The following is a 23,315-nucleotide window of genomic DNA, read 5'->3' on the forward strand; positions in this document are numbered from 1 at the left end:
GCGCCCTCATGCCCTTCCACCGATGAGAAACGGCGATGCGGCTGTGCGGTCCCAGCCTGAGCGGAGCGCCGATGATCTCTCTTTGACTGTGCGCTCGCTTCTGTCGAAGCGATCCGGCTGATATCGGGCGTACACGGCTGCGGCCTCGCAGAGATGTGCGGGCGGCACCTCGCTTCTCCTGTCCCGCCCGGCTCGCGCCCGCACGGTGCCCGGCTCGCGCCCGCACGGCGCCCGGCTCGCGCCCGCACGGTGCCCGGCTCGCGACGGCGTCGGCGATGCCGCAACGCGAAGCGGCCCCGGGACCGAAGTCCCGGGGCCGCCTGCAGCGCGATGCGTCAGCGCGCGAAGTAACCGCGGTAGTACTCGTACACCCAGCCGACGATCGCGACCACGAACAGTCCGAGCGCAAGCGGCAGCAGGAAGTGCGCGGTCGCCAGACCCACGATCGCGATGGCGGCCGAACCGGCCAGCACCAGCGGCCACCAGGACCACGGGCTGAACTCGCCGAGCTCTGCGTCGCCGTCATCGATGTCGGCATCGTCGCGGTCTTCCGGCAAAGCCGTACCGTGCTGGCCCTTGTGCACCAGCTGGATGTAGAACGCGACCATCGCCGACATGAAGATGCCGAAGGCGAGAGCGGTCGAGCCTGCCCACTCGATGGCCTGCGGCCACGGCACGGTGGGGTTGGCAACGATGTTCCAGACGGTGTACACGATGGCCATCAGGGCGAAGAAGCCCGAGAGAAGCCACCAGATGCCGATGTTGGAGCGCATTACTTGACCTTTCCGTCCGCAGCGTCGACCACGGGGGCATCCGGCGCATCCTTCGCCGGACCGATGCCGACGGGGATGCCGGCCTCGGGGTGGTTCAGGTCGAACGCGGGACGCTCGCTGCGAATGCGCGGGATCGACGTGAAGTTGTGCCGCGGCGGCGGGCACGACGTGGCCCACTCCAGCGAGCCGCCGTAGCCCCACGGGTCGTTCACGGTGATCTTCGGAGCGGTGCGCGCCGTGATCCACACGTTCAGGAAGAACGGCAGCAGCGAAGCGCCGAGGATGATCGCACCGACCGTCGAGAGCTGGTTCTGCCACGTCCAGCCGTCAGCGTACGAGTAGTCCGCGTACCGGCGCACCATGCCGTCGACGCCCAGCCAGTGCTGGATGAGGAACGTCATGTGGAAGCCGATGAACAGCATCCAGAAGTGCACATAGCCCAGGCGCTCGTTGAGCATCCGCCCCGTCCACTTCGGCCACCAGAAGTAGAAGCCGGCGAACATCGCGAACACGACCGTGCCGAACACGACGTAGTGGAAGTGCGCCACCACGAAGTACGAGTCCGACAGGTGGAAGTCGAGCGGCGGCGACGACAGGATGATGCCGGTCAGGCCACCGAAGACGAACGAGACCAGGAAGCCCAGCGCGAACACCATGGGCGTCTCGTACGTGATCGAGCCGCGCCACATCGTGCCGATCCAGTTGAAGATCTTCACACCGGTCGGAACCGCGATGAGCATGGTCATCAGCGCGAAGAACGGCAGCAGCACAGCGCCGGTGACGTACATGTGGTGCGCCCACACGGCCACCGACAGGGCGGCGATCGCGATGGTCGCGTACACGAGCGTCTTGTAGCCGAAGATCGGCTTGCGGCTGAAGACGGGGAAGATCTCCGAGACGATGCCGAAGAACGGCAGCGCGATGATGTAGACCTCGGGGTGTCCGAAGAACCAGAACAGGTGCTGCCACAGCAGCACGCCGCCGTTGGCGGGGCTGTAGATCTCCGCGCCGAGCACACGGTCGGCCGCGGCCGCGAAGATCGCGGCGGCGAGCACGGGGAACGCCACCAGGATCAGGAGGCTCGTGATGAGCGTGTTCCAGGTGAAGATCGGCATGCGCCACATCGTGAGGCCGGGGGCGCGCATCGTGATGATCGTCGTGATGAAGTTCACGGCGCCGAGGATGGTGCCGAAGCCGGAAAGGCCGAGGCCGAGCATCCAGAGGTTGCCGCCCACACCCGGCGAGAAGGTCGCATTGGCGAGCGGCTGGTAGGCGAACCAGCCGAACGACGCCGCACCCGAGGGCGTGAGGAAGCCTGCGACGGCGATGCTGGAGCCGAACAGGAAGAGCCAGAAGGCGAAGGCGTTCAGACGCGGGAAGGCCACGTCAGGGGCGCCGAGCTGGAGAGGCAGGATCGCGTTCGCGAAGCCCGCGAACAGCGGCGTCGCGAACATCAGCAGCATGATCGTGCCGTGCATCGTGAACAGCTGGTTGTACTGCTCCTTGGTCGGCAGGATCTGCATGCCGGGAGCGAACAGCTCGGCGCGGATGATCAGCGCCATCACGCCACCGATCGCGAAGAAGAGCACCGACGCGATCAGGTACATGTAGCCGATGGTCTTGTGGTCGGTGGAGGTGATCCACTTGACCACGATGTTGCCCTTCTGCTCGGTGCGCGATGCGCTGAGCAGAGCGGCCTGACGCGGCGGGAGCGTGGTGCGGTGCTCCTCGAGTGTCGTCGCCATGATCAGTGGCCCTCTTCCTCGTGTTCGGTGGTGTCGGGACCGCCCCCGGTCGTGCCCGGGGCGTTCGACAGGCGGTCGTAGGCGTCGTCGATGTCGCCCGTGTTGCCGGCGGTCTCGAGCTCGGCCAGGTAGTCCTGGTACTCGGCCTGGCTGACGACCTCGACGTTGAACAGCATCATCGAGTGGTACTCGCCGCAGAGCTCGGCGCACTTTCCGGCGTAGCTGCCCTCTCGCGTCGGGATGAAGGACCAGGTGTTGTCGCGCCCCTGATACATGTCCTTCTTGTAGAGGAAGTCGATGATCCAGAACGAGTGGATGACGTCGCGCGACTCGAGGTGGATGGTGACCTTCTGGTCGACGGGCAGCACCAGCGTCGGCAGCTGCGACTGATCGATGTCGCCCTCGTCGTCGGGCTGAGCCTGGATGCCCATGGTCCAGACGGCGTCGGAGTTGTCCTCCGCCTCGCCGTTGTACTGGAAGTCCCACGCCCACTGCTTGGCGATCGCGGTGATCTCGACGTCGGGGTCATCCCACTGCGTCTCGATCTCGGCCTGGTCACGGGCCGTGAAGGCGAACAGGCCGAGCACCAGGATGAGCGGCACCGTCGTGAAGAAGATCTCGATCGGCATGTTGTAGCGCAGCTGCACGGGCAGGCCGGTCTGTCCCTTGCGGCGGCGGTACACGACCATCGCCCAGAGCATCAGGCCCCACGTGATCACGCCGACGGCGAGCAGCACGATCCACGAGCTGGTCCAGAGCGAGGCGACCCGCTCGACCTGGTTGGTGACGGGGACGCCGTCGCCCTCCTCGAAACCGGGGAGGTATCCGTGGAGCTCGGTGGCGGTGCACCCGGCAAGGGCCACGGCTGTGGCGGCGGCGACCGGGATCGCGGCCCAGCGGAGACGGCGTTTCGACGGCACGAATTCACCTTTCGAACGTGGATGAGGCATCTGCCAGTCTAGGGCAACCTCTCACCCGGTTCAGGACAACCGCCCAGCCAGAGGCGTGTCCTTCACGGCGGTCCCAGACACGACGAAGAGCCCCATACCACAAGGGCTGGGACTCTTCGTCGTGCGGCTCAGCGGCGGGCGCGCACGCCCCACCGCCACCGCCCGAGACGGGTCAGTGGAAGCTGTCGCCGCAGGCGCAGCTGCCCGACGCGTTGGGGTTGTCGATCGTGAAGCCCTGCTCCGAGATCGTGTCCTTGAAGTCGATCGTCGCGCCGTCGAGGTACGGCACCGACATGTTGTCGACGATGACCTCGACCCCGTCGAAGTCGACGGTCTCGTCGCCCTCGAGATAGCGCTCGTCGAAGTAGAGCTGGTAGATCAGGCCCGAGCAGCCGCCCGGCTGAACCGCGACGCGCAGGCGCAGGTCGTCGCGACCCTCCTGCTCGAGAAGGTTCTTCACCTTGGTCGCGGCGGCGTCCGTGAGGCTCACCCCGTGAGCGCGCGTGTCGGCGACGGGCGTGTCGGCGATGGTCGTGTCGGTCATGACGCTCCTTACGGGTGCGGTCGGTTGCGTCGATTCTACCGCCGGGCGCGGCGGATGGATCCGACCTTCTCAGCCTCCGGGTTCACAGCGTGCGGGCGTTCATGCGACCGAGCAGCAGCGTCTCGGCGCGCACCGCGTTGCGGAACGTCTCGAGATGCAGCGACTCGTTCGGGCTGTGCGCGCGCGAGTGCGGGTCCTCGACGCCGGTGACCAGGATCTGCGCGCCCGGGAACTCGCGCACGAGGTCGGCGATGAACGGGATCGAGCCTCCCACCCCGAGGTCTACGGGGTCCTTTCCATAGCCATCGCGCATCGCGTCGCGCGCCTCCGACACGGCCCATCCGCTCGTGTCCACGAGGAACCCGTCGCCGAGGTCGATATCGCTGAACGTCAGCTCCGCTCCGAACGGTGCGCGAGCGCGCAGGTGCGCCTCGATCGCGGCGAACGCGCTCTGCGCATCCTGTCCCGGCGCGACGCGGGCGCTCACGACCGCGGTCACCTCGGGCGACAGCGTGTTCGACGCCGCCGCGACGCTCGTGAAGTCGATGCCCGTCACGGTGATCGAGGGCTTGTTCCAGATGCGCGACAGGATGCTGCCCGTGCCGATCGGCTCGACGCCGTCGGGCAGACCGGCCTCGTCGCGCAGGGTCTCCTCGGTGTACGCAGGGGTCTCCGCGTCGCGCGCGGTCAGGCCCTCCACCGCGACAGCGCCCCGGTCGTCCCACAGGGTCGACAACAGCTTGATGGTCGCGAGCATCGCGTCGGGCACCGCTCCGCCGAACATCCCGGAGTGCGAGGCGTGCTCCAATGTGCGCACCGTGAGGTGGAACTTCGCGTTGCCGCGCAGCGAGACCGTGACGGCCGGCGTCTCCGAGTCCCAGTTGCCCGAGTCGGCGACCACGATCACGTCGCTGCGCATCGCCTCGGCGTTGTCGGAGAGGAATCGCGCGAACGACCGCGAGCCGAACTCCTCCTCGCCCTCGATGAACAGCACGATGCCCAGGTCGAGGTCGTCGCCGCAGACCTCGCGGAGCGCGCGCAGCGACGCGATGTGCGCCATCACGCCCGCCTTGTCGTCGGCGGCCCCGCGCCCGTACAGCCGCCCATCCCGCACCGTCGGCTCGAAGGGCGGCGTCTCCCAGAGCGACTCGTCTCCCGGCGGCTGCACGTCGTGGTGGGCGTACAGCATGACGGTGGGGCGCCCGTTTCGTGCCGCGCGCGTGGCGAGGATCGCCGGCTGGCCCTGCTCGTCCGTGCCCGGGATCTGCGCAGTCAGCACCCGCACCTCGTCGAAGACGCCCGTGCCCTCGGCCAGCTGCGCGATCGTGCGGGCGCTGATGCGCAGCTGCTCCTGGTCGAACGCGGGCCACGCGATGCCCGGGATCCGCACCAGCCGCCCGAGGTCCGCGAGCGCGGCGGGAATGCCGCCCTCCGCGGCGTCCAAGAGCGTGCCGTCGATCGAATCCGCATCCACAGGAGGTACCGAAGTCATGCGGGTAATCTTAGGTCGATCCCCCTTTCACCGATCCGAGGTGCATTGACGTGAGCAAGACCCCCGCCGTGAACGACGGCGCCTCCAAGGGCACGATTCTGAACGGCGAGGTCGTCGGCGACGGCGCCGCGGCCTCCGGCAAGGGACGTCCCACGCCGTCGCGCGCCGAGCGCGAGGCTGCCCGCAAGCGCCCCCTCGTGGCCAACACCAAGGAGGCCAAGGCCCGCGCCCGCGCGGAGCTGCGGGAGAAGCAGGACCGCGCCCGCATCGGCATGGCGAACGGCGAGGAGCGCTACCTTCCGCTGCGCGACAAGGGTCCGCAGAAGCGCTTCGCGCGCGACTACACCGACGCCGGATGGCACCTGGGCGAGTTCCTCATGCCCGCGATGATCCTGGTGATCATCGCCACGTTCATCCCGCTTCAGTTCTTCCAGTACTGGTCGTTCGTGGCGCTGTGGATCTTCATCTTCGTCGTCGTCGGCGACATGATCATCCTGTCCACGACGGTGAAGCGGAAGGCCGCCGCGAAGTTCGGCAAGGACAAGCTCGAGCGCGGTCTGGGCTGGTACTCCGCGATGCGCTCGGTGCAGATGCGCTTCATGCGCCTGCCGAAGCCGCAGGTCAAGCGCGGCCAGTACCCGGTCTGATCCTCTGACGAGAAAGGCGCCCCGGTCGGATGACCGTGGGCGCCTTTCTCATGTCGTCACCGGGCGAATGTCGTCACCAGGCCGATGTCGTCACCAGGCCGATGTCGTCACCGGGCGGTGCGGAAGCGCTCAGAGCGGATGCGTGCGAGTCCGTCGTTGATCTGCTTCGCCCAGAGGGGGCCACGGTAGAGGAACGCCGTATAGCCCTGGACGAGCGTCGCGCCGTTGTCGAGGCGCTCCTGCACCTCGTCGGCGGTCTCGACGCCCCCCACCGAGATGACGCAGAAGTCATCGGGCACTGCTCCTCGCACGACACGCAGCACCTCGAGCGAACGCTGCTTGAGCGGAGCGCCCGACAGGCCGCCCGCGCCCATCGCCTCGACGGTCGCGGAGTCGGTCGCCAGGCCCTCGCGGGCGATCGTGGTGTTGGTCGCGATGAGCCCGGCGAGGCCCTCCTGCACCGCGATGCGGGCGATGGCCCGGACCTCGTCGTCGGAGAGGTCCGGCGCGATCTTGACCAGCAGCGGGGTGTCCCCCGCGGCGTCTCGCACCGCGCGCAGCAGCGGAGCGAGCGTCTCGACCTCCTGCAGACCGCGCAGGCCCGGCGTGTTCGGCGACGACACGTTGACCGCGAGGTAGTCGGCGAGCGGGGCGAGCATCCGAGCGCTCGCGACGTAATCCGCCGTGGCGTCCGCGACGTCGACCACGCGGCTCTTGCCGATGTTCGCTCCGACCACCGCGCCGCGTCGTCGCAGGCGCGCGAGGCGTCGGGCCGCCGCTTCGGCGCCCCGGTTGTTGAAGCCCATGCGGTTGATGACCGCGCGATCGGCGATCAGACGGAACAGCCGCGGTTTGGGGTTGCCATCCTGCGGGATCGCGGTGACCGTGCCGATCTCGACGTGGCCGAAGCCGAGCGCATCCAGGCCTCGCACGCCGACCGCGTTCTTGTCGAAGCCCGCCGCGACTCCGAACGGCGACGGGAAGATCCGCCCCAGTGCTTCCACGGCGAGCTCGGGTGCCGGGCGCGTCGCGCGACGCACGATCGAGGCGACCGGTGCGACCCCCGCGAGGCGGATCACGGCCATGGCCATGTGGTGGGCGGTTTCCGGATCGAAGCGCGCCAGCACGTGGCGGAAGAGAAGGGGATACATCCCCCTCAGGTTATCGCTCGTCGGCCGGGACATCCCTCGGGGCGTCCGCGAGGGCGGCGCGTGCGTGATCGGCGCGCAGCTCGGCGATGGACGCCTCGAAGTCCTCCAGCGATTCGAACGCCTGGTACACGCTCGCGAACCGCAGGTACGCCACCTCATCGAGCTCGCGCAGCGGCCCGAGGATGGCCAGCCCGATCTCGTTGGCGTCGATCTGGCTGAGGCCGGTCTGGCGCACCGCCTCCTCGACGCGCTGCGCCAGGATCGCGAGATCGGCGTCCGTCACCGGGCGCCCCTGACACGCCTTGCGCACGCCGGAGATCACCTTGTCGCGGCTGAACGGCTCGACCGCGCCGGAGCGCTTGATCACGTTGAGGCTCGCGGTCTCGATCGTCGAGAACCGCCCCCCGCACTCAGGACACTGACGACGCCGGCGGATCGACAGCCCGTCGTCGCTCGTGCGGGAGTCGATGACACGGGAGTCGCCGTGACGGCAGAAGGGGCAGTGCATAACGCGACAGCCTACGCGCCGACGCCTGGGAGGTCGGGGGCCGCGTCGTCGTCCGCGAAGCGGGCGACGACCGCCTCGCCGTGCGCGGGCAGCGCCTCCGCCTCGGCCAGGGCCACGATGCCATCGCGCACCCGCGCGAGGGCGTCGCGGTCGTACTCGATGACCTGCTGCGGGCGCAGGAAGGTGTGGGAGCCGAGCCCCGCGGCATAGCGGGCCTGTCCCCCGGTCGGAAGGACGTGGTTCGATCCGGCGAGATAATCGCCCAGGCTCACCGGCGCGTAGGACCCCACGAAGATCGCGCCGGCGCTGGTGCACCGCTCAGCCGATCCCGCGGCGTCGGCGACGTGGATCTCGAGGTGCTCGGGCGCGTACGCGTTGCTGAACGCCTCTGCGGCCGCCAGGTCGTCGACCAGGACGATCGCCGACTGCTCCCCCGCGAGCGCCGTGGCCACCCGCTCGTGGTGGCGCGTCGCAGCGGCCACCCGCTCGACCTCTTCACGGACGGCCTCGGCGAGCGTCGCGGACGCGGTCACCAGCACGGCAGAGGCCTGCTCGTCATGCTCAGCCTGGCTCACGAGGTCGTAGGCGACGAGGCGGGCGTCGGCGGTGTCGTCGGCGATGATCAGGATCTCGGTCGCCCCGGCCTCGGCATCGGTCCCGACGACGCCCGCAACCGCGCGCTTGGCCGCGGCGACGAAGTTGTTGCCGGGGCCCGAGACGACGTCCACGGGCTCGAGACCGAGCGTGGCCACTCCGTGCGCCAGCGCGCCGATCGCGCCGGCGCCGCCCATCGCGTAGACCTCGTCGACACCGAGCAGCGCGGCCGCGGCCAGGATGGTGGGGTGCACGCGACCGCCGTGATCGCGCTGCGGGGGCGACGCGAGAGCGACGCTGCCGACCCCGGCGACCTGCGCGGGAACCACGTTCATCACGACGCTGGAGGGATACACCGCCTTCCCGCCCGGCACGTAGACGCCGACGCGGGAGACCGGCTGCCAGCGCTGCGTCACCCGGGCACCCGTGCCGAGCTCCGTCACGCGCGGAGCGGGCACCTGGGCGGCCGAGGCTTCGCGCACGCGCCGGATGGCCTCCTCGAGCGCGGCGCGCACGCGCGAATCCAGCGACGCGAGAGCCTCATCGATCTGCTCCGCCGGCACGCGGACGGCGTGCCCCGACACGCCGTCGAAGCGCTCGGCCTGCTCGCGCAGTGCCTGCTCGCCGCGCGCACGCACATCGTCGACGATCTCGGCCGCGACGTGGAGCGCCGTCGCTCGCGCCTCGGATGCTCGAGGGACGACGGCGAGCAGTTCCGAGACCTGAAGCGAGCGGCCGCGGAGATCGATGGTGCGCATCCCTCTATTGTGTCAGCCGCGCGTGCCGCGTCCGGTCGGGCCGCGTCCGCTCGGGCCGCGTCCGCTCGGGCGGCGTCTGCTCGGGCCGCGCCGGTCAGCCGCGCGTGATGCCGGAGGTGTCGCGCAGGAAACCGATGCGACCGTCGTCGTGACGTACCACGTACACGTCGCCTCGGTCCTCCACCACGAGGGCCCACGCCGTCGGCCCGATGCGGAACATCGGCGTGCCGTAGGCGTCGACCACGTCGCGCTCCTCGGGGACGAGCGCCCAGAACGCCTGCTGCGCCGGCATCGGCTCGGTCGGCCCGTCGCCGTGCGTTTCCGGTTCGTCGGACGGTTCCCCGGCGGCAGGCAGGTCTTGCTCGCCGTCGAAGCGCTGCTCGGGGGGCGCGACTTCGCGTGTCTGCTCGTCGTGGACGGGGTTCGGTGCCTGGATCGGGTGCACGGAGGTCGCGACGTCATCGTCCGCCGCCGCCCCGGGCGCACCCTCGGGTGACGGCGCCTGCGGCGGGGCCTCGTACGCGGAGGACTGGCCATACGGGGCGCCCGGATCGCCGTAGCCCGGCATGGACTGACCGTGGGGCTGCTGGCCGTACTGGCCGTAGGGAGCCTGCCCGTAAGGGGTCTGGCCGTAAGGCTGCTGGCCATAAGCCTGCTGCCCATAAGGGGACTGGCCATAAGGCGCCTGGCCGTAAGGCGCGTGGCCGTACGGGGACTGACCGTAAGGCGGCTGGCCGTAGGGGCCCTGCCCATAGGGGGGCAGGCCGTGCTGCGGGATGGGCATCGCCCCCGCGCCTGCGTCGCGCTGCTGCGGGCCACGCGGGCGTGCCGCCACGGGTCGCGGGTCGCGCGCCGCCGGCTGGGCCGCGGCCTCGGGGCGACCGGTGAAGTCCTCCTTGAACGGCGCCACGAAGGGCGCCAGCACGGTGAAGAACACGCCTGCCGCCGTCAACAGCAGAAGCAGCCACGGCACCGCGGAGATGTTGAAGCCGCCGGGCACCCGGAGGCTCGCCACTCCGTACCCGACGGTGCTGAGCCACATCACCGCGGCGACCGAGTACGCCACCGAGGCGAACTGATCGACCGAGAGCGACCCGATGCGCGTCAGCGGCCGGGACGCGACACGTCGCGCGAAGATCAGAGCGCCCGCCACGACGGGCAACGCCACCGCCAGCACCCAGTCGAGCGAGGCCGACCAGATGGGAGCGTAGCCGCGCTCGTACAGCGAGAAGAACGACAGCAGCAGCACCAGGGCGGAGATCCCGACCAGGACGAGCTCGCGCACGGTGAACGGGCCCACGCCGGCCTGGGACGTGCCCGAATGGGGGTTCGACGCGTCTGCGCGCGACGAGGCGGGCTCCCCTTCGCGGGGCTGCCCGGAGGCGCCCGCTTCAGAGCGCTCGGGAGCGGGGTGGCTCCCGGAGGCAGCAGGCTGCTCCGGAGCGGGATGCGGCTGGTCGGTCACGCTCATCCTCTCGGCGTTCAGGGCGCGGATGCCGTCGATCCTAGTCGCGGCGCGACGCCTGCTCGCGGGGCAGTTCAGCCCACGGCAGGTGTGGTCGAAGCGGGCCTCACCCCAGGCACTGCGGGCCGAGAAGCGACTTGAGGTCGCCGAAGAGATCGGCCGTGATCTGCACGTGCATGGGCACCTCGAAGACCTTCGCCGTCCGCCCACGGTGCATCTTGAGCCGCACCTCGGTGTCACCGCTGTGTCGGCGCAGCACGTCGGCGAGGTCCTGAACGACCTGCTCGGTGGCACGCTGCTCGGGCAGCACGAGTGTGAGCGGCCCCGCCTCGTCGAACGAGCCCACGTCGGGGGCGAACGCCGACTGCGCGTGCAGGTTCATGCCGTCGTCGCGACGCGACACCCGTCCCCGCACCACGAGGATCGCATCCTGCTGCAGGATCGGCTGGAACTCGGTGTAGGTCTTGCCCATGAACATGACCGTGACCTCGCCCTCGAAGTCCTCGATCGTGATCATGCCGTACGGGTTTCCGCTGGACTTCGCGACGCGGTGCTGGGCGCTCGTCACGAGCCCCGCGACCGTGACCTGGTCGCCGTCCTGCAGGTCCTCCGACGCGAGGAGGGCGCTGATGGTGATCGTGCGGTGCTTCGCGAGGGGCACCTCGAGCCCGGCGAGCGGATGGTCGGACACGTACAGGCCGAGCATCTCGCGCTCGAAGCCGAGCTTGTCCTTCTTCGTCCATTCCGGGCGCTCGGGAACCTTCTGCACGGCCTGCGGCTCATCCCACAGGCTGTCGAAGTCGAACCCGATCGCGCCGCCGGCGGCGTTGCGCTTGTCGGTGACCGCGACCTCGACGGCACTCTCATGGATCTCCATGAGAGCCCGGCGGGTGGCGCCCATCGAGTCGAACGCTCCGGCCTTGATCAACGACTCCACGGTGCGCTTGTTGGCGACGTGCAGCGGCACGCGCGCGAGGAAGTCGTGGAAGGACGCGTAGGGGCCTTCCTCTCGCGCCGACACGATCCCGTCGACGACATTGGAGCCCACGTTGCGCACGGCCCCGAGTCCGAAGCGGATGTCCTCCCCCACAGCGGCGAAGAAGTTGATCGACTCCGAGACGTCGGGCGGCAGAACGCGGATGCCCATTCGGCGGCACTCGTTGAGGTAGAGCGCCATCTTGTCCTTCGAGTCGCCCACGCTGGTCAGCAGCGCGGCCATGTACTCCGCTGGATAGTGCGCCTTCAGGTACGCGGTCCAGTACGACACCAGGCCGTACGCCGCAGAGTGCGCCTTGTTGAACGCGTAGTCCGAGAACGGCAGCAGGATGTCCCACAGCGCCTTGATGGCGCCCTCGCCGAAGCCGCGCTCCTTCATGCCGCCGGAGAAGCCCTCGTACTGCTTGTCGAGCTCGGACTTCTTCTTCTTTCCCATCGCGCGGCGGAGGATGTCGGCCTGTCCGAGGCTGAAGCCCGCCACCTTCTGCGCGATGGCCATGACCTGCTCCTGATAGATGATCAGGCCGTAGGTCGTGTCGAGGATGTCGCGCAGCGGCTCCTCCAGCTCCGGATGGATCGGAGTGATCGGCTGCAATCCGTTCTTGCGCAGCGCATAGTTGGTGTGCGAGTTCGCACCCATGGGACCTGGCCGGTACAGCGCGATGACGGCCGAGATGTCCTCGAAGTTGTCGGGCTTCATGAGCCGCAGCAGCGACCGCATCGGCCCGCCATCGAGCTGGAACACGCCCAGCGTGTCGCCCCGCGCGAGCAGATCGTATGCTGCCCGGTCGTCGAGCTGGAGCTTCTCGAGGTCCAGTTCCTCGCCCCGGTTCATCCGGATGTTGTCCAGCGCGTCCGAGATGATCGTCAGGTTGCGCAGGCCCAGGAAGTCCATCTTGATCAGGCCCAGCGACTCGCAGGCCGGATAGTCGAACTGCGTGACGATCTGGCCGTCCTGCTCACGGCGCATGATCGGGATGATGTCGAGCAGCGGCTCGCTCGACATGATCACGCCGGCGGCGTGCACCCCCCACTGGCGCTTCAGGCCCTCGAGGCCCACCGCGCGGTCATAGACCGTCTTCGCCTCGGGGTCGGTCTCGATCAGCGAGCGGAACTCGCTGGCCTCCTTGTAGCGGGGGTGCTCGGGGTTGAACATGCCGTCGAGGGGCATGTCCTTGCCCATCACGGCGGGGGGCATGGCTTTGGTCAGCCGCTCGCCCATTGAGAAGGGGAAGCCGAGCACGCGGCCCGCGTCCTTGAGTGCCTGCTTCGACTTGATCGTGCCGTAGGTCACGATCTGCGCCACGCGCTCTGAGCCGTACTTGCGGGTGACGTATTCGATCACCTCGCCACGGCGGCGGTCGTCGAAGTCGACGTCGAAGTCGGGCATCGAGACGCGGTCGGGGTTCAGGAAGCGCTCGAAGATCAGGCCGTGCTCGAGCGGGTCGAGGTCGGTGATGCGCATCGCGTAGGCCACCATCGAGCCGGCACCCGAGCCGCGACCCGGCCCCACGCGGATGCCGTTGTCCTTGGCCCAGTTGATGAAGTCGGCGACGACGAGGAAGTAGCCCGGGAAGCCCATCTGCAGGATGATGCCGGTCTCGTACTCGGCCTGCTTGCGCACCTTGTCGGGGATCCCGGCCGGGTACCGGTAGTGGAGGCCCTTCTCCACCTCCTTGATGAGCCAGCTGTCCTCCGTCTCACCATCCGGCACGGGGAAGCGCGGCATGTAGTTGGCCGAGGTGTTGAACTCGACCTCGCACCGCTCGGCGATCAGCAGCGTGTTGTCGCAGGCCTCGGGATGGTCGCGGAACAGCTGTCGCATCTCCTGCGCCGTCTTGACGTAATAGCCGTCGCCGTCGAACTTGAAGCGGTTCGGGTCATCCAGCGTCGACCCCGACTGCACGCACAGCAGCGCCGCGTGCGCGTCGGCCTCGTGCTGGTGGGTGTAGTGGGAGTCGTTGGTCGCGACCAGCGGGATGCCGAGATCCTTCGAGATGCGCAGCAGGTCGGTCATGACCCGGCGCTCGATCGACAGGCCGTGGTCCATGATCTCGGCGAAGTAGTTCTCCTTGCCGAAGATGTCCTGGAACTCGGCCGCTGCCGCGCGCGCGGCCTCGTACTGGCCGAGCCGCAGCCGCGTCTGGATCTCGCCCGACGGACATCCGGTCGTGGCGATCAGCCCCTTGCCGTACGTCTGCAGCAGCTCACGGTCCATGCGGGGCTTGAAGTAGTACCCCTCCATGCTCGACAGCGAGCTGAGGCGGAACAGGTTGTGCATGCCCTCGGTGGTCTGGCTCCACATCGTCATGTGGGTGTAGGCGCCCGATCCCGAGACGTCGTCGCTCTTCTGATCCGGCGATCCCCACTGCACGCGGGACTTGTCGCTGCGGTGCGTGCCCGGCGTCACGTATGCCTCGAGGCCGATGATGGGCTTGATTCCCGAAGCCTGCGCGGCCTTGTAGAACTCGAACGCCGCGAACGTGTTGCCGTGATCCGTCACGGCGATCGCCGGCATGCCGTAATCGGCCGCCGCCTGCGTCATCGCCCCGATCTTGGCCGCCCCGTCGAGCATCGAGTACTCGCTGTGCACGTGCAGGTGGACGAAGGAATCGGAGGCCATGGAACGAGTCTAGGTCGGGGGTCGGACACCCGGCCCGGCGCCTGCGGGCGTCGGCCTCCGAGCCTCGAGAATTCATCCCCGCGCCGAGAATCCGCGCGTGCGTGGATTCTCGGCGCAGGGATGAATTGTCGCGTCAGGACGCGCGGCGCCGGCCGGGCGTGTCGCACTCAGGCGGTCGGCGCCGCCCGATGGTCGATGCGGGCGGTGAGGCCGTCGACGCGCGCCACGGCGTCGTCGAGCGCCGCGACGGATGTCCAGAGGTCCGGATGGGCGGCGCGCACGTCGTCGAGGGAGAGACCCGCCGAGCGCAGCGTCGCGAGGTCGTAGCTGAGGTTCGTGCGGGCGCTGGCGAGCGCTGCGCGCAGCGCCGCCGCGGCCACCGCGACGTCGGCGACCAGCGCGGCGTCGCCCTCGGCGGCCAGAGTCTCGAGATCCGGGATCGCCGCACGCGCACGCTCCCCCAGGAGGGCCGAGGAGCGCGCGGCCTCGAGCGATGCCTCGCTGATGGCCGCGCTCCGGCCGTCATCGTCGCGACGGAAGGCGGCGCCGAAGGCCGCGGATGCCGCCGCATCCGCGTCGGCGGCGTCCAGCGCCGCCTCCCGCAGCTCGCGCGCTCGCACCAGGATGCCGTCGGCCTCGCTGTAGCCGGCGACCATCGACATCAGCCCCGCCGCGATCGCGAGCATCACCCCCGCCGCGGCACCGCCGCCCGGATCGCCGTTGGCTTCCGCCAGTCCGGCGGTCCAGCGCTCGATCGTCGCATCGCGCGTCGTCGTCTTCTCCCCCATGCCGCCATCCTGACGACTCCCAGGGCCGACAGGACCGGGGTTGACACGGCTACCGCAGATCGCGGCGCATCAGAACACGGGGGAAGCCTCCGGAGACGGACTCGGTGTCCGCGGCCTTGACGAATCCCGCGGCTTCGAAAAGCGAGCGGAAGCCCACGAACGCCATCGTGAGATCCACTCTCGCTCCGCGGTTGTCGACCGGATACCCCTCGATCGCCGGCGCACCGCGTTCACGTGCGAACGCCACCGCGCCGTCCAGCAGGGCCGGCAGAACGCCCGTGCCCCGATGGCCCGGACGCACCCGGAAGCACCACACGCTCCACACCGGCAGCTCATCGACCTGCGGAATCCGACGACTCCGCGCGAACTGCGTGTCGGCTCGCGGGGCGACGCCCGCCCATCCCACGGGTTCGTCTCCGTCATACGCCAGCACGCCGGGCGGAAGGTCGGATTCGCACATCCGACGCACGAACTCACCGCGCTCTGCCCCGCGAAGGGACGAATTGACCTTCGCCGGCACGCGATGGCTCAGGCACCAGCAGACATTCGCGTCCGGACGCTTCGGACCAACGAGGGCACGCACGTCCTCGAAATCCGTCGCCGCCTGCACCTGGATGCCCATGGGGTCAGCGTGCCACGACGCTCCGACATCCGGTACGTCCGTCCGTCACTCGCCGCGCAGCACCGCCAGCGCATGCGCGAGGTCGGCGGGATAGTCCGAGGTGAACGTGACCCAGTCACCGCTCGCCGGGTGCGCGAACGACAGCTCGTGCGCGTGGAGCCACTGGCGGGTGAGACCCAGGCGGGCCGACATCGTCGGGTCGGCGCCATACAGCGGATCGCCGACGCAGGGGTGGCGATGCGCGGCCATGTGCACCCGGATCTGATGCGTGCGGCCGGTCTCCAGATGGATCTCGAGGAGCGACGCCCCGGGGAACGCCTCGATCGTCTCGTAGTGCGTGATCGAATCCTTGCCGTCGGCCGTCACGGCGAACTTCCACGAGTGGCTCGGGTGCCGGCCGATCGGCGCGTCGATCGTGCCGACGAGCGGGTCCGGGTGCCCCTGAACCACGGCGTGGTAAATCTTGTCGACCGTGCGCTCCTTGAAGGCGCGCTTGAGCACGGTGTACGCCTGCTCGGTCTTCGCCACCACCATCAAGCCGCTCGTGCCCACGTCGAGCCGGTGCACGACGCCCTGCCGTTCCGCGGCGCCGCTCGTCGCGACGCGCACGCCTGCGGCCGCGAGCGCTCCCAGGACCGTGGGCCCCTCCCACCCCAGCGACGGGTGCGCGGCGACGCCCGAGGGCTTGTCGACGACCACGATGTGGTCGTCCTGGTACGCGATGCCGAGATCCGGAACCTCGACCGCGACCACCCGCGGCTCCTCCTTGGGCTGCCACTCGACATCGAGCCAGGCACCGCCGTGCACACGGTCCGACTTGCCGACCGGCACGCCGTCGAGCTGCACGCCGCCGGCTTCGGCCACCTCTGCTGCGAACGTACGCGAGAAACCGAGCATCTTCGCCAGAGCGGCATCGACGCGTGAGCCGTCGAGGCCGTCGGGCACGGGGAGGCGCCGCGACTGCATCAGTCCTCCCGGGCGGCGTCAGCGGCCACAGCCTCGGCGGGCTTGCGCCCCGTGCCGTCGAGGGCCACGCCGAACAGAGTCAGCGCCGCGATCGTGATCATGCTGCAGACGATGAAGATGTCGGCGACGTTGTAGATCGCCGGCATCATCCACGGCGTCGAGATGAAGTCCACCACGTGGCCGATGGCGAAGCCCGGCTCGCGGAACAGTCGGTCGGTCAGGTTGCCCAGCACGCCGCCGAGCAGCAGCCCGAGGACGACCGCCCAGACGCGCGAGCGCACCCGTGTCACGGTGACCCAGACGATCACGCAGGCGACGACTGCCAGCGCGATCGTGAACACCCAGGTCACGCCTTCGCCGATCGAGAACGCGGCGCCCGGGTTCAGCACGAGATACCACTGCAGCACCTCGCCGAGCGCGGGTACGGGGGTCTGCCACTCCAGTGAGCTGAGCGCGAGATGCTTGGCGAACTGGTCGGCGGCCAGCACCACCACCGCGAGAATCGCGATCGTGGTGCTGGCCGCCGCCTTGCGCAGAGGAACGCGGTCGGTCAAGACCGGCTCAGAGGCCGATCGCCGACACCGGCGTGTCGCCCGACGTCGAACCGGACACGTCGAGGTCCTTGAGCTTCGACTCGAAGTAGCTGCGCATCTGGGCGCGATAGTCGCGCTCGAACTGGCGCAGTTCGGTGATGCGGCCCTCGAGCGTCGTGCGCTCCCGCTCGTAGCGCTCGTTGAGCTCGCGCTGACGGGTCTCGGCCTCGCCGATGATGCGGTCGGCCTCGGCCTTGGCCTCGTCGACCAGCTGCTCCGCCATCTGCTTGCCCTCGGCGACGTGCTCGTCGTGCAGGCGCTGCGCGCGCTCGATGATGCTCGCGGCGCTCGATGCCGTGGACGAGACGTCGGCGGCAGGCGCGGCCGGAGTGGGCTCCGGAGCCGGCGCAGGGGTGGGAGCCTCGACCGGCGCCGCCTCGACGGGCGCCTCGACCGGAGCGGGAGCCGCCGCCTCGGCGGGAGCGAGCTCGCCCGACTCGTACTTGGCGAGCTTGGCCTTCAGCTCGTTGTTCTCCTCGATCGTCTTGCGCCACTCGACGACGATCTCGTCGAGGAAGTCGTCGACCTCGTCGGGGTCGAAGCCCTCCTTGAACCGGACGTGCTGGAACTGCTTCGTGACGACGTCATCCGGCGTCAATGCCATGGGTGGCTCCTCTTCCGTTGGGTATCTGTGGCTGTGGGCCGTGCCCGCGCACTTCTCCGGATGCAAGCATAACCGTCGCTCCCGGCGACGCCGAGAGCGAGTGCGCCGCTCAGAAGGCGGTCAGAGTGCGCGTGATCGACAGCAGCACGAAGCACACCAGCATCGTGAGCGCGAACGCGAAGTCGATCGCGATCCCGCCGATCCGCAGCGGCGGGATGAACCGCCGGAAGAATCGGATGGGCGGGTCCGTGAGCGTGTACGTCACCTCGGCGACGATGAGCAGCGCCCCCTTGGGGCGCCACTCGCGGTTGAACATCGGGATGTACTCGAGGACGAGCCTCGCGAACAGGACGACGATGTAGAGCAGGACGACGAGATTGAGGATCGAGGCGATCAGCCCGATGACTCCCACGACCAGGCGCTGCGGATGTGTCAGGCCTGCGCGAAGGCAGCGGCCTCGGGGTCGGCGTGCGCGATGCCGCCGTCGCCCGACACGGCGATGTTCTCGGGCGAGAGCAGGAACACCTTGCTGGTGACGCGCTCGATGCGGCCGTAGAGGCCGAGCGAGAGCCCGCTCGCGAAGTCGATCAGCCGGCGCGCGTCGGCGTCGCTCATCTGCGAGAGGTTGATGATGACCGGGATGCCGTCGCGGAAGTGCTCGGCGATCATCTGCGCGTCGCGGTACTGCTTGGGGTGCACCGTGACGATCTCGTTCACGGCAGCCGCCGCGGGCTGACGGACGACGGCCGGACGACGCAGCGGAGTGACCGGCGCCGGCTTGACGTCGTCGTGCTGCGACTCGTCACGCTGCGCGCGCTGAGACTGCTCCTGCACATCCTCGTACTCCTCCTCGTCGGCAAGGCCGAGGTAGACCATCGTCTTCTTGAGCGGGTTCGCCATGGCGTCCTCCGTTGTCTGCTCGCCTGTGGCCAGTCGTCGTATTCCGAGGCTAAGCCCGGGGTGGGCGGGGGCCCGTGATTGCGGACCCGATCCGCAGGTGTGTCGCGCCGCAGGCGATCGCCTCGGCGAAGTCTCCGGTCATGCCGGCCGAGATCCACGTGGCCTGGGAGCTGACAGTGCGCACGCTGTCGGCACAGCCGGCGAGACGCTCGAACGCCGCCGCCGGTTCCTCGTCGAGCGGTGCCACGGCCATGACGCCGCGCAGACGCAGGGTCGACGCGGCCGCGATACGCTCCGCCAGCGCGACCACACCGCCAGGCGCGATGCCGCCGCGGCCGGGGTCGCTCGTCAGATTGACCTGCACCAGCACGTCGAGCATGGCATCGCCCGGCTCGGCCGCCGCGTCGAGCGCGTCGACCAGTCGCTCTCGATCGACCGAGTGCACCACGCCCGCCGCTCGGCGGATGGCGCGCGCCTTGTTGGTCTGCGCCTGCCCGATGAAGTGCCACGTGAGATCGCCGAGGTCGGACGTCTCCGCGGTCTTGACGCTGAGCTCCTGCTGCCGGTTCTCGCCGACGTGCCGCACGCCGAGCGCGTGCAGCTCGCGCACGAGCGACGCCGGATGAAACTTCGTCACGACGATGCGGGTCAGCGATGCCGCATCGCGTCCGGCCGCGCGCGCGGCCTCGCCGATGCGGGCGTCGACATCGGCGAGGCGCGCCGCGAGGTCTGTCATCCCCTGCTTCAGGCCTTACTTGAGGAAGTCGGGGATGTCGAGATCGTCGTCGCCGAACGCGGAGTCGAAGCCCGTGTCGGGCAGAACGGGGGTCTGCGCCGCGACGGAGACGGGCTCGCGCGACGGCTGCTCGTCCTTCTTCTGCTCGTCCGCCGAGGTGACGCTGCTCGACCCGACGCCCGGCAGCGTGGGCATGGGCGCACGTCCCGCCATGGCGGGCACGTCGAGGCGGGCCTGGGGCTCGCCGCCGTCGAAGCCGGCGGCGATCACCGTGACGCGCACCTCGTCACCCAGCGTGTCATCGATCACCGTGCCGAAGATGATGTTGGCCTCGGGGTGCGCGGCCTCCTTGACCAGCTGCGCGGCGTCGTTGATCTCGAAGATGCCGAGGTTCGAACCGCCCTGGATCGAGAGCAGCACGCCGTGGGCGCCTTCGATCGACGCCTCGAGCAGCGGCGATTCGACCGCCAGCTCGGCGGCCTTGATCGCACGGTCCGCGCCGCGCGCGGAGCCGATGCCCATGAGCGCCGATCCCGCGCCCTGCATGACCGACTTGACGTCGGCGAAGTCGAGGTTGATCAGACCGGGGGTCGTGATCAGGTCGGTGATGCCCTGCACACCGGCGAGCAGCACCTGGTCGGCCGTGGCGAACGCCTCCACCATCGAGATGCCGCGGTCGCTGATCTCGAGGAGACGGTCGTTCGGCACGACGATGAGCGTGTCGACCTCTTCCTTCAGGGTCGCGACGCCGGCCTCGGCCTGGCTCTGACGACGACGGCCCTCGAACGAGAACGGCTTGGTGACGACGCCGATGGTCAGCGCGCCGATCGACTTCGCGATGCGGGCCACCACCGGCGCGCCGCCCGTGCCGGTACCGCCGCCCTCGCCCGCGGTCACGAACACCATGTCGGCGCCCGCGAGCGCCTGCTCGATCTCCTCGGCGTGGTCCTCCGCCGCCCGACGGCCCACCTCCGGGTCGGCGCCGGCGCCCAGTCCACGCGTGAGCTCACGGCCCACGTCGAGCTTGACGTCGGCGTCGCTCATCAGCAGCGCCTGGGCGTCGGTGTTGACGGCGATGAACTCGACTCCGCGGAGACCGAGCTCGATCATGCGGTTGACGGCGTTGACGCCACCGCCGCCGACGCCGACGACCTTGATCACGGCGAGGTAGTTCTGGTTCTGGCTCATGCCGGCCTCCGTTTTGCGTGCGAACCCTGGTCTCACCCGAGCCTCGAACCTTCACGTTCTACGTGAGAGTTAAAGTATTGCCCGGTATGCAATTCCTTCCATGAAGGTATGCGCGAGGGCCGCGCATGCAGGGATTGGCCGTGGGCGTGTCGCGAGTCGGCCCGTGCGGATGCGCGAGGCGATCAGCGGACGATGATCGCACCGGGCGACGACACGTCGTAGAACGCGTGGCCGTCCGGCGCCGCCAGCAGGGCGATCGCCTTGTTCGCGGAGTCGTCGGCACTGCCCCACATGACCTCGGTGCCGTCGTGCAGCACGAGGGTCACGTCATCCTGTGTGGTCGCACGCGCCTTCGCCACGAGTCCGTGCACGTCGGCGGGCATGGCACGCAGCACCTGCCCGACCGCTGCGAACGCCGGGGCGGCCAGGCCGCCCTTCGCCTCGATCACGGGCTGGCCCTCGGGCTGCTCTTCGCTCGTGGAGAGCGCGACGCCGGCCGCGTCGACCACGGTGAAGCCGGCGTCCGAGCGCACGACGCCGATCGGCGTGCGCTCGACGATGCGCACCACGAGGTCATGCGGCGGACGAGCCTCCAGCGCGTAGGTCTCGATCAGGGGGAAGCCGACCAGCGCCGCCTTGACCTCGCTGTGATCCACGAGCGGCAGCGGGCGGCCGAGCTGGCTCGACAGCGCCTGCTGCACTGCGCCATCGTCCAGGGTCTCAGTACCCACCACGGCGATGCGCTGCACAGCGAACAGCGGGCTGTACGCCGCACCGACGCTGCCGAGCACCAGCAATACAAGCGCCGACAGCGACACGATCCAGATCGTGCGGCGCCGACGGGAGCGCGCCGTGAAGCGCCGGATCTCCGACCGCAGCGCACGACGCCGCGCGCGGGCCGCGCGCCAGACGACGGCCCATCCTGCTCCACGTTGCGAGGCGTCGGCTTCGTCGGCGTCCGCGCCGTCTTCGGCGCGCGGAGCGGGCTGCACCGCGGGATCCGCGCCGACCTCGCGGCGTCGGAACGGCATGAGCGGTGCGCGGCGGCGCGGCTCATCGTGGATCGGCGCGAGGCCCGGCGGATCTCCCGCCTGCTCCTGCTCGCGAGCAGGAAGCGGCCCCGGACGCCTCACGGTGCCTCGCTGCGCTCGCTCAGCGCATCGCCTTCGCCCTGGCTTCCGCCCACGGTGCTCGGCGATCCCGCGCGCAGCGACTCGAGCACCTGCGGGATGATCTGGTACACGTTGCCGCAGCCCAGCGTGATGACGTAGTCGCCATCGCGCGCCACCGAGGCGGTGTAGTCTGCCGCCTCCTGCCAGTCGGCGACGAAGTGCACGCGGCCGGCATCGTCGAACGCGGTGCTCACCAGCTCGCCGGTGACACCGGGAATGGGATCCTCCCGCGCCCCGTAGACGTCGAGCACGACCGTGTGGTCGGCGAACTCCTCCAGCACATGGGCGAACTCCGTCGCCATGAGCTGCGTGCGCGAGTACGTGTGCGGCTGATGCAGCGCGATGATCCGCCCGTCGCCGACCACCGTGCGCGCGGCCGCCAGCGCCGCCGCCACCTCGGTCGGATGATGGGCGTAGTCGTCGTAGACGCGGACCCCCCGCTCCGCGCCGTGCAGCTCGAACCGTCGCTGGGTGCCGGCGAACCCTGCACTCACGGCCTCGAGCGCGGATTCGAGGTCGTGGCCGAGCGAGACGAGCACGGCGACGGCACCGGCGGCGTTGATCGCGTTGTGCGCCCCCGGCACGGCGAGGCGTGCCGAGGCGGTGCGATCCCCGTGGGTCAGGGTGAACGAAACGGGCCCGTCGGTCACGATGTCGGAGATCCGAACGTCGGCGTCCTCCGCCTGACCGAACGTCACGACGTTGTCGTGACTCAGGCCCGCAGCGACCCGCCGGGCGCCCTCGTCATCGGAAGAGATCACGACCGCCTCGCGCGCGGCATCCGCGAAGCGCACGAACGCCTGGTCGAAGGCCTCGTGGGAGCCGTAGTGGTCGAGATGGTCGGCGTCGACGTTGGTGATCAGCACGATCGACGTGTCATAGAGCAGGAACGAGCCGTCGGACTCGTCCGCCTCGATGACGAAGAGGTCGTCGGAGCCGGTGCCGCTCGAGACCCCCAGCCCGGCGATCACGCCGCCGTTGACGAAGCTCGGCTGAACCCCCAGGCCGCGCAGACCCGTGACGATCATGCCGGTCGATGTGGTCTTGCCGTGCGCACCGGCGACGGCCACGAGACGGCGTCCGCCGATCAGCCAGTGCAGCGCCTGCGAACGGTGGATGATGGGCAGGCCGCGCTCTCTCGCGAGCAGGTACTCCGGGTTCTCGGGCCAGATCGCGCCCGTGAACACGACCGTGTCGGCGTCGCCCAGGTTGGCGGCGTCGTGCCCGACATGCACGGTTGCGCCCAGCGCCTCCAGATCGCGAAGGTTCTGGCTGTCCGAGCGGTCGGACCCCGACACCTTCACCCCCGCCGCCAGGAACATGCGGGCGAGCCCGGACATGCCGGAGCCGCCGATGCCGATGAAGTGCGCGGCGCCGATGTGGTCGGGGATCGGGGTGCTCAGGTCGGGTCTGATCATGTCGGGTCAAGTGTAGGTCGGGGCGCCGACAGCGAGCCCCCGGCGCGCGGAGTCGACGGCGCGCCGGCACCGGCCCGCCGAG

Annotated in this window: 22 protein-coding genes; 1 reads left to right on the forward strand and 21 read right to left on the reverse strand. The window is 69.6% G+C overall.

Annotated features, from left to right (window positions below; translation table 11 throughout):
- Window positions 1-335 precede the first annotated feature (335 nt).
- The 5 genes from ctaF to ABTW64_RS09950 form a co-directional block, all read right to left on the reverse strand.
- Complete coding sequence (gene ctaF, locus ABTW64_RS09930) at window positions 336-773, reverse strand: aa3-type cytochrome oxidase subunit IV (RefSeq protein ID WP_350621888.1); 438 nt, start codon at window positions 771-773, stop codon at window positions 336-338.
- Window positions 773-2,518: an aa3-type cytochrome oxidase subunit I gene (gene ctaD, locus ABTW64_RS09935; protein WP_350621890.1), complete on the reverse strand. Its 1,746-nt coding sequence runs from the start codon at window positions 2,516-2,518 to the stop codon at window positions 773-775. The genes ctaF and ctaD overlap by 1 nt, the downstream gene beginning before the upstream one ends.
- A gap of 2 nt (window positions 2,519-2,520) precedes the next feature.
- The gene (gene ctaC / locus ABTW64_RS09940; RefSeq protein ID WP_350621892.1) at window positions 2,521-3,438 is read right to left on the reverse strand and encodes an aa3-type cytochrome oxidase subunit II; all 918 of its coding nucleotides are present in this window, start codon (window positions 3,436-3,438) and stop codon (window positions 2,521-2,523) included.
- Window positions 3,439-3,640: 202 nt separating this feature from the next.
- Entirely contained in the window at window positions 3,641-4,012 is a 372-nt protein-coding gene (erpA, locus tag ABTW64_RS09945) for an iron-sulfur cluster insertion protein ErpA (RefSeq protein ID WP_350621894.1), read from the reverse strand.
- Window positions 4,013-4,094: 82 nt separating this feature from the next.
- Window positions 4,095-5,504 (reverse strand): dipeptidase, encoded by a 1,410-nt coding sequence (locus tag ABTW64_RS09950; RefSeq protein ID WP_350621896.1) that lies wholly within the window; start codon window positions 5,502-5,504, stop codon window positions 4,095-4,097.
- A 50-nt stretch (window positions 5,505-5,554) separates the two neighbouring features.
- Here ABTW64_RS09950 and ABTW64_RS09955 point away from each other — a divergent pair, with 50 nt between their 5' ends.
- On the forward strand, window positions 5,555-6,151 hold the full coding sequence (locus ABTW64_RS09955) for a DUF3043 domain-containing protein (protein ID WP_502892320.1): 597 nt from the start codon (window positions 5,555-5,557) through the stop codon (window positions 6,149-6,151).
- 107 nt (window positions 6,152-6,258) lie between these two features.
- On the opposite strand, the gene ABTW64_RS09960 is transcribed toward ABTW64_RS09955, so the two are convergent.
- The 16 genes from ABTW64_RS09960 to murC form a co-directional block, all read right to left on the reverse strand.
- On the reverse strand, window positions 6,259-7,302 hold the full coding sequence (locus tag ABTW64_RS09960) for a quinone-dependent dihydroorotate dehydrogenase (protein ID WP_350621898.1): 1,044 nt from the start codon (window positions 7,300-7,302) through the stop codon (window positions 6,259-6,261).
- A gap of 10 nt (window positions 7,303-7,312) precedes the next feature.
- Window positions 7,313-7,810 carry a transcriptional regulator NrdR gene (gene nrdR / locus ABTW64_RS09965; protein ID WP_350621900.1) on the reverse strand — a complete coding sequence of 166 codons (498 nt, stop codon included), beginning with the start codon at window positions 7,808-7,810 and terminating at the stop codon, window positions 7,313-7,315.
- 11 nt (window positions 7,811-7,821) lie between these two features.
- On the reverse strand, window positions 7,822-9,162 hold the full coding sequence (gene hisD / locus ABTW64_RS09970; RefSeq protein ID WP_350621902.1) for a histidinol dehydrogenase: 1,341 nt from the start codon (window positions 9,160-9,162) through the stop codon (window positions 7,822-7,824).
- Window positions 9,163-9,256: 94 nt separating this feature from the next.
- The gene (locus ABTW64_RS09975; RefSeq protein ID WP_350621904.1) at window positions 9,257-10,627 is read right to left on the reverse strand and encodes a hypothetical protein; all 1,371 of its coding nucleotides are present in this window, start codon (window positions 10,625-10,627) and stop codon (window positions 9,257-9,259) included.
- A gap of 106 nt (window positions 10,628-10,733) precedes the next feature.
- A complete protein-coding gene (gene dnaE / locus ABTW64_RS09980) occupies window positions 10,734-14,246 on the reverse strand; it encodes a DNA polymerase III subunit alpha (RefSeq protein ID WP_350621906.1) in 3,513 nt (1,170 codons plus the stop codon).
- Between the two features lie 167 nt (window positions 14,247-14,413).
- A complete protein-coding gene (locus tag ABTW64_RS09985; protein ID WP_350621908.1) occupies window positions 14,414-15,034 on the reverse strand; it encodes a cyclodeaminase/cyclohydrolase family protein in 621 nt (206 codons plus the stop codon).
- Between the two features lie 49 nt (window positions 15,035-15,083).
- Complete coding sequence (locus ABTW64_RS09990) at window positions 15,084-15,656, reverse strand: GNAT family N-acetyltransferase (protein WP_350621910.1); 573 nt, start codon at window positions 15,654-15,656, stop codon at window positions 15,084-15,086.
- Window positions 15,657-15,701: 45 nt separating this feature from the next.
- Window positions 15,702-16,622, reverse strand: coding sequence for an RluA family pseudouridine synthase (locus tag ABTW64_RS09995; RefSeq protein WP_350621913.1), 921 nt, complete (start codon window positions 16,620-16,622; stop codon window positions 15,702-15,704).
- On the reverse strand, window positions 16,622-17,176 hold the full coding sequence (lspA, locus tag ABTW64_RS10000) for a signal peptidase II (RefSeq protein WP_350621915.1): 555 nt from the start codon (window positions 17,174-17,176) through the stop codon (window positions 16,622-16,624). Before lspA ends, ABTW64_RS09995 begins: the two co-directional genes overlap by 1 nt.
- 7 nt (window positions 17,177-17,183) lie before the next feature.
- Window positions 17,184-17,819, reverse strand: coding sequence for a DivIVA domain-containing protein (locus ABTW64_RS10005; RefSeq protein ID WP_350621917.1), 636 nt, complete (start codon window positions 17,817-17,819; stop codon window positions 17,184-17,186).
- Window positions 17,820-17,928: 109 nt separating this feature from the next.
- A complete protein-coding gene (locus ABTW64_RS10010) occupies window positions 17,929-18,231 on the reverse strand; it encodes a YggT family protein (protein ID WP_350621919.1) in 303 nt (100 codons plus the stop codon).
- A 20-nt stretch (window positions 18,232-18,251) separates the two neighbouring features.
- Entirely contained in the window at window positions 18,252-18,719 is a 468-nt protein-coding gene (locus tag ABTW64_RS10015; protein ID WP_350621921.1) for a cell division protein SepF, read from the reverse strand.
- Between the two features lie 49 nt (window positions 18,720-18,768).
- Complete coding sequence (locus tag ABTW64_RS10020) at window positions 18,769-19,455, reverse strand: YggS family pyridoxal phosphate-dependent enzyme (protein ID WP_350621923.1); 687 nt, start codon at window positions 19,453-19,455, stop codon at window positions 18,769-18,771.
- A 15-nt stretch (window positions 19,456-19,470) separates the two neighbouring features.
- On the reverse strand, window positions 19,471-20,643 hold the full coding sequence (gene ftsZ, locus ABTW64_RS10025; RefSeq protein ID WP_350621925.1) for a cell division protein FtsZ: 1,173 nt from the start codon (window positions 20,641-20,643) through the stop codon (window positions 19,471-19,473).
- A gap of 182 nt (window positions 20,644-20,825) precedes the next feature.
- On the reverse strand, window positions 20,826-21,776 hold the full coding sequence (locus tag ABTW64_RS10030; protein WP_350621927.1) for a cell division protein FtsQ/DivIB: 951 nt from the start codon (window positions 21,774-21,776) through the stop codon (window positions 20,826-20,828).
- Window positions 21,773-23,233, reverse strand: coding sequence for a UDP-N-acetylmuramate--L-alanine ligase (murC, locus tag ABTW64_RS10035; protein ID WP_350621929.1), 1,461 nt, complete (start codon window positions 23,231-23,233; stop codon window positions 21,773-21,775). The genes ABTW64_RS10030 and murC overlap by 4 nt, the downstream gene beginning before the upstream one ends.
- Window positions 23,234-23,315 lie beyond the last annotated feature (82 nt).

Origin of the sequence: Microbacterium sp. NPDC096154 (genome assembly GCF_040302945.1) — a bacterium.
In the GTDB taxonomy this organism is placed as follows: Bacteria; Actinomycetota; Actinomycetes; order Actinomycetales; family Microbacteriaceae; genus Microbacterium.